At 31.0% G+C, this 6171-nt stretch carries 10 protein-coding genes and 1 pseudogene; all 11 read left to right on the forward strand.

What is annotated here, in order from left to right:
* Window positions 1-347 (forward strand): hypothetical protein (locus tag A9G03_RS12605; RefSeq protein ID WP_082209466.1); only part of this gene is annotated, 347 nt, incomplete at its 5' end.
* 353 nt (window positions 348-700) lie between these two features.
* A complete protein-coding gene (locus tag A9G03_RS12205; protein WP_065799348.1) occupies window positions 701-1066 on the forward strand; it encodes a hypothetical protein in 366 nt (121 codons plus the stop codon).
* On the forward strand, window positions 1059-1508 hold the full coding sequence (locus A9G03_RS12210) for an SMI1/KNR4 family protein (protein ID WP_065632885.1): 450 nt from the start codon (window positions 1059-1061) through the stop codon (window positions 1506-1508). Before A9G03_RS12205 ends, A9G03_RS12210 begins: the two co-directional genes overlap by 8 nt.
* Window positions 1509-1649: 141 nt before the next feature.
* A complete protein-coding gene (locus A9G03_RS12215; protein WP_065632886.1) occupies window positions 1650-1928 on the forward strand; it encodes a DUF7710 domain-containing protein in 279 nt (92 codons plus the stop codon).
* Between the two features lie 119 nt (window positions 1929-2047).
* Window positions 2048-2332 (forward strand): immunity 22 family protein, encoded by a 285-nt coding sequence (locus A9G03_RS12220; protein ID WP_065799350.1) that lies wholly within the window; start codon window positions 2048-2050, stop codon window positions 2330-2332.
* 60 nt (window positions 2333-2392) lie between these two features.
* Entirely contained in the window at window positions 2393-2899 is a 507-nt protein-coding gene (locus tag A9G03_RS12225) for an immunity 22 family protein (RefSeq protein ID WP_082209467.1), read from the forward strand.
* Window positions 2880-3107 (forward strand): hypothetical protein, encoded by a 228-nt coding sequence (locus A9G03_RS12230; protein WP_065799352.1) that lies wholly within the window; start codon window positions 2880-2882, stop codon window positions 3105-3107. The genes A9G03_RS12225 and A9G03_RS12230 overlap by 20 nt, the downstream gene beginning before the upstream one ends.
* 188 nt (window positions 3108-3295) lie before the next feature.
* Complete coding sequence (locus A9G03_RS12235; protein WP_065632888.1) at window positions 3296-3745, forward strand: type IV secretion protein Rhs; 450 nt, start codon at window positions 3296-3298, stop codon at window positions 3743-3745.
* Window positions 3746-3896: 151 nt separating this feature from the next.
* On the forward strand, window positions 3897-4196 hold the full coding sequence (locus tag A9G03_RS12240) for a hypothetical protein (RefSeq protein WP_065799355.1): 300 nt from the start codon (window positions 3897-3899) through the stop codon (window positions 4194-4196).
* A gap of 662 nt (window positions 4197-4858) precedes the next feature.
* Window positions 4859-5173 (forward strand): DUF7716 domain-containing protein, encoded by a 315-nt coding sequence (locus A9G03_RS12245; protein ID WP_143425863.1) that lies wholly within the window; start codon window positions 4859-4861, stop codon window positions 5171-5173.
* 216 nt (window positions 5174-5389) lie between these two features.
* A pseudogene (locus tag A9G03_RS12935) lies at window positions 5390-5581 on the forward strand (RHS repeat-associated core domain-containing protein); the annotation flags it as partial.
* Window positions 5582-6171: the final 590 nt, after the last annotated feature.

Below are 6171 nucleotides of genomic sequence, written 5' to 3' on the forward strand. Positions count from 1 at the left end.
TTAATAAAGAAATAATTGATTATCCTTTATATAATATTCCTATGTTGCTTACTAAAAATAAAAGCAAAAAATGGCAAGATGATGTCATTGAAACTGCCACAGCTTTATTCGGTTTTTTAAAAAAACAAAAATTATTAATCGATGTTGAGCCCTTTGATGAGCAAGGAAAATTAAAAATCGATACCGTTATTAAAAGGGAAAATGTAACGCCAGAAGGTCTAGCATTATTTAATACAGCTGTAGATGGATGGCTTAAATATTTAAATAGAAGTCAAGCTGCTAACAAATATGAAAATCTTAGTCGTCTTGAAAATGGCTTAGCTCAAATCAGAGAAAGTAAAAAATAATTAACTTTGAATATGGTATTTTTATAGTCGGTATTAGATTGAGTCCGAACGGCTCATTTAGCATGCTTATTACATCAGTTTTCTGCCAGATCGGATTGGGCTTTTGAGTGGTGTTAACTTGTATCAGTATGTGCCTAAAGCAAGTATAAAAAATTTTATAAAAAGATATAATGAAAAACAGCATCAGGAAATCATTTTGAAAGTGCAAGAGTGTTATTAGTGAGAAATATTTGAACGTTAACAAGCACCCCTCCTAAAATCACCAATAATCCCCTTAAAGAATTAATAGCTAAAAATAAAAAATGTATCCTGAATTAAACAAGGTAAAACATAATAGTAAAAAAGGATGTTAAATGAAAATTTTAAAAAATGATGAATTAGTAGTTAAGTTACTTTTATCTGAATTACTTGATGAAGGGCTTCAATATTATAAAGTAAACTTAAGTGACTCAAGTCAACCAATAAATGAAGCAGATCCTTTTTCAAGATTAAGAAGTATAGTCGTCGGATTATCAAACAAAGATCAAGAAAAGATTTTTAATTTTTTACGCATAGTAATGGTAGACACAATGTCAACAATTTTTGGAACAATAGATGGCTCACATTTTCCTCCTAATATTAATGGTGATTTTGTCTTAACCTATAATGGCGAAGAAATACAAGGTACGTTGCAAGATGAATTAATTGAAAAAGCAGAAGAATTAGGTATATATGAGTAAGATTAAAAGCCTTATTGAGAAATTGCATAATGAAGCTGAAGATGAAGTATATTGGCTAGGTTCTTGTGATGAATCTCAAATTAAAATACTTGAAAATAAATTAAAATTGTCATTACCAGCCGAGTTGAAAGAATTTATTTTATTAGTTGGTGGTGGCGGTATTGTAGAAGAAGAGATATCAGGCATAGTGAATAATGATGCATTAACAGAATCTGAAGGTAGTATTTATTATGATACCTGTCAATGTCGAAATGAATACTCGTTACCGATGAATCTAGCGGTTATCTATTTTAAGGATGACGAAGTATGTTGGTGTGTTGATTGTAGAAAAGATACTTTTGGACAAATTATTAATTATGATCTTTTTTCAAAAAAAATATTAAATGTTCTTGCTCCATCGTTTAAATCTTTTTTTGAAGAATATGTAAATCTACGGACGTAAATGTTGAATGAAAAATTTTATAACTGACTAAAAATGATTCAGGAAATTCGTACCAACAGAAGCATGCCAGTTGATATTAGTTGTTATGACTGGTGTATTCAAAATAAAGAGTAAATCAAATAGACTAAATGGAAAAAAGTAATGACATCATTTATATGGGTTTTTCATGGACATGAAGCTGATTTTTGCTCAGGTGTGTATAGCGAGTTAGAACAGGCAGAAAACTTTATTAAAAAAAATCTTTTAAGTGGCGTTTTAACAAAAATGCCTCTAAATAAAAGTGTATATGAATGGACAACAGAAAACGGTTTTTTTGAACCCAAAACGGATTATCAGCATAGCAGTAAATTTATCCAAAAATTTACCAGTGCTTATTTGGAACACCATCATTATCAAGACGGTGAGAGAATTCCATATTAAATTAATGGGTAGATTAAATAAAGCTACTTCAAAATCGCAAGCAATAAATATAATAGACAGTATGCATGATAAACATATGAAAACTAAACCCAATTGTCTATGAATAAGGAATATTAGTGATGAGTCATTTAAATTCGGATAAAGTTACTATTCACCTATGGATAGGTAATAATTTTTCTTCAGATGAAGAATACAAAAATTATTTTCGCCAGTTTGAAGGAATACAAAAAGATCCTTTAAATCCTAAACCAAGATGCCTGTTTTGTGCAGACACTGGAAATATTGCATACATGACAGAAAATCTAATCATTTTAGAAAAATTTTCTTCCCCTGAAAATATGGATTTTGTTATTAATAAAGTGGAAGTAAATGAAAATGAAAAGAAAAAAATAATACAAAAATGAAATGAATTAGGCATTAAATCGGCAAATGCAGTATTTTGGTATGTTAATAACGATCCAATATTGGAATTAGAGGTAAAAGAACCTTATAGAGAAAATTACAATGGATTAAAATACATAGGTGAATTTGAAGCTGACTCTAAATATCCTATCATTGAACAAAACGATCTAACAAAAAATTGGCATCTATGGATAGGCACGAATACTATGCCAACTAGAGAATATAATAAATATTTTAAATTGGACTATAAGTATGATATTGATAGTCCTAAATATATAGTTTGTGATTTTTGTAAAGATACGGGTAATGATTGGTATGATGAAGACTTTATCGGTTATCCTAAACCGTTAAAAAAAAGCGTCAAAATTGATAAACTGATTGATGAATTTGTTACATCAGATTTAGATTGCATACAACAAATTGAAACAAAATGCCATCAATTAGGTATAGAACAAGCTAATGCTGTAGTTTGGTATATAGCAGATGATGAATTAAGTGAATTCAATATCCAAAAACCTCTTAAAGAAAATTATAATGGACTAAAGTATATTGGGATTTTTAGATTTTAATTGGTTAATACATAAAACTATGTCATCAGCGGCAGAATCGAAAGCTGCCCCAACTGACCTACTGGATAAAAGCGCAACGAAGACAGCAGTACCCGAAAACCAAAACGTGGTAGGCTTTAACCAACAACTTGATTTACACTGCCTCCAATACACCTACGACAGCAAACAAACTGCCAGTGGTACCCGTAGTATAGCTATGAAAAGTTAATATAGGAAAATTTGGCTCAACTAAACAAAAGCCTATAGGAATGACAACTGTAGATGGAAAAAATGGATCTCATATAATGTGTTTAGTGAAAAAGATAAAGGTGAACACTTTTTATTTGATGCTACTGAATCCGCAGTAACCAAACTTCAAAATTTATTTGTGCATCCATCTCAATCACGGAAAAATTTATGACACTTGATGATGAAATCAAAATACAACTCACTCAATTATTCGATCAACCAAAACTGATAGATAATTGGGGAGACATTGCAGATAAATTATCAGATTCTTTTGATTGGAAAGGAACAAAGATTGATTGGACAAAAACTATTAACTATAAAAGCAGTCAACTTTTTGGAAACTATTCTAACTGGTTATTCCTGATAAAAAATTTTTTATATAACAATGATATATTTGTTGAAATAAAAAAAAGTAGCGTAATTTATTATATAAATGATTCGTCTTTAAATTTTGCAGTGCAGTTAACAAATCAGCAATTTGAGAGGTTTCTTGCATTTGCTATTGAAAATATTCCTCAACATCATTATTTTTTTGATTCATCCAATAAGTGGTGTCTTGTTATAAGTTCGGAAGGGTATATTGATTTTGGACTATCCCAGAAAAATTTATCATTATAAAAAATAGACTATATTTTAATACTCACCTTGATGGTATAAGTCCGGCGAGATATGTTGAAGTTATGGATTTAAATAAATACGCTAAGATAACATAGATTAAAGTAATCAAAGTTAGAAAACTATGCTAGAGCAGTGTAGGAGATAATTTTTTATGAATCGTGTAAAGATTGTATGGCTTCCAGAGTCTAAAGGAGGCAGAAAAACAATTCCACCTGCGGGAAAATACTATGCCGTATCTCGTTTTAAAGAGGATAAAGAATGGCCGAATAATGCATGGAGCGTAGTATTTGAGATAGATGAGTGCGAAATTAAAAATAATGAGATATGCTCTTTAGGAGCGGTAAGATTTTTAATGGACACAGCACCAGAAAGCCGCTTGGAATCACAAAATAAATTCGAAATTTATGAGGGTCTCCAAAAAGTTGCATATGTGTATTTAATACACAATTAGTTTCAATTTATATAAATATAAGCTATAAAATTAAACTTTTTATTAGTCTAGAATTGTAAAAGAGATTTGTTAATTTTAATTTAACTTTAAATTTTGTTTCTATGACCTCACCGGCAGAATCGAAAATTGCCGCAATCACGCCGACAGGGAAACCCTGCAATACAATGCCGTAACCAACCTACTGGATAAAAGACACAAAGAGGACTGTAGTATCCAAAATCAAAACTTGTTACGCTTTAACCAACAGCTTGATTTACACTGCCTCCAATACACCTATGGAGCAAACAGCTCTCCCCACAGCAAACAGACTGCCAGCGGTACCCAGTACTGTCGCTATGAGCCGAACACGCCTAACAAAAATACAACAGAACTTAAGCTCTCAAGCACAATATTTAGACAAATAAATTAGCTTACATTACAATACCTTAAGGTACTGCGACCCAGATATAGGTAGATTTACAAAGCCGGTCTCGATTGGGCTATTGGATGGGTATAATCTGTATTAGTATGCACCTAATGGGGTGATGTGGATCGAGCAGTGGGGGTACAGGGTTCACAAAAATTTATCAGGTGTAATAGTTTATATCCAAATCAGAAATTTGGCTTTAAAAGGCTTAGTGGTAAATGTTAATAATGTTTTAAGTGAGAAAAATATGGAACTAATGACGATTCGAGAAATTCTTTCTCATCCAGATAAAATCCCTCAAACTTGGTTGTATCTTCCTCCAGATAAAACTACTTGGAATCTTGATACACAAGGTGTATTTTCTTTGGATAGTTGGGATTTTCCTCCTGACTCAGATGAATATCTTCCAAAACAAGCTAAAAATGACAAATGGATAGAGACCTTAGACGGATCGAGTATTGAAGATGTAGTTAGTTATGCTCAAGGGCAATCAGACAATGTTACACTAGACGATTTATTCAGATCTTTCATTTTTTATTATGAAAATGATGCATTTTTAGACCTTGATTAAAAATTGGAAATTTTTAGTCATAGTGAAATCTAATTGCAATAGCTTTTAATTCATAACTCTGAATGTAATCATGTAGTTTATTGAAAGTGGTAGGGATATATTACACCAATAGAACATCCAATACACCTATGTAACAAACAGCTATCCCCCACAGCAAACAGACTGCCAGCGGTACTTAGTACTATCGCTATGAGCCGAACACGCCTAACAAAAATACAACAGAACCTAAGCTCTCAAGGACAATATTTAGACAAATAAATTAGCTTACATTACAATACCTTAAGGTACTGCGACCCAGATATAGGTAGATTTACACAGCCGGACTCGATTGGGCTTTTGGATGGGTTTAACTTGTGTCAGTATGCGCCTAATGGGGTGATGTGGATTGATACAGTCGGTTTAAAATGTATCCTAAAAAATTTATTGAATTATTTAACTCCCTCCCTTTGGAATATGCTGGAAAAAAATAAAATGTATGAATTGAATAAAATTCAAAATGCTATTAAAGAATGTATTAAATTGCAAGATAGTATGCTTGATAACATTTTTTTATTAGTAAATTCCCCTAAATCTGTAGAATTAATTAGAAAAGATTTAACAGGAGTAGTAAACCCTTTATTATTACATGTAATTAAGCAACTACCAGAAGAAATGAAGGTTAACTTATTGCCAAATATCATAGAAGTAATGAAAAATTTAGATGGAAATACCAAATTATGTCAAGATATTATCCTATCTATAGATAAAAATTGGTTAAAAAAAAATATTTGGTTATACACTAAAGATGCAATTGATGATCAAGATTATCAAAATATTGGAATATTTATCTATTTGTTTAAATCTATCAGTGAAGAATTATCTAATAAACTTGCTCTTTTGGCATTAAAGAGTAATGTTGAAGATGTTCGTGAAATAGGCGAAATGTATTTTGATAAAATGGCTGTGTATTGTGAAGATGATGGTATAGCTGTAGATATAATTTTAAGTTGTTTTGGATC

This window comes from Gilliamella sp. wkB171 (assembly GCF_001693755.1).
GTDB classification, from domain to species: domain Bacteria; phylum Pseudomonadota; class Gammaproteobacteria; order Enterobacterales; family Orbaceae; genus Gilliamella; species Gilliamella apicola_F.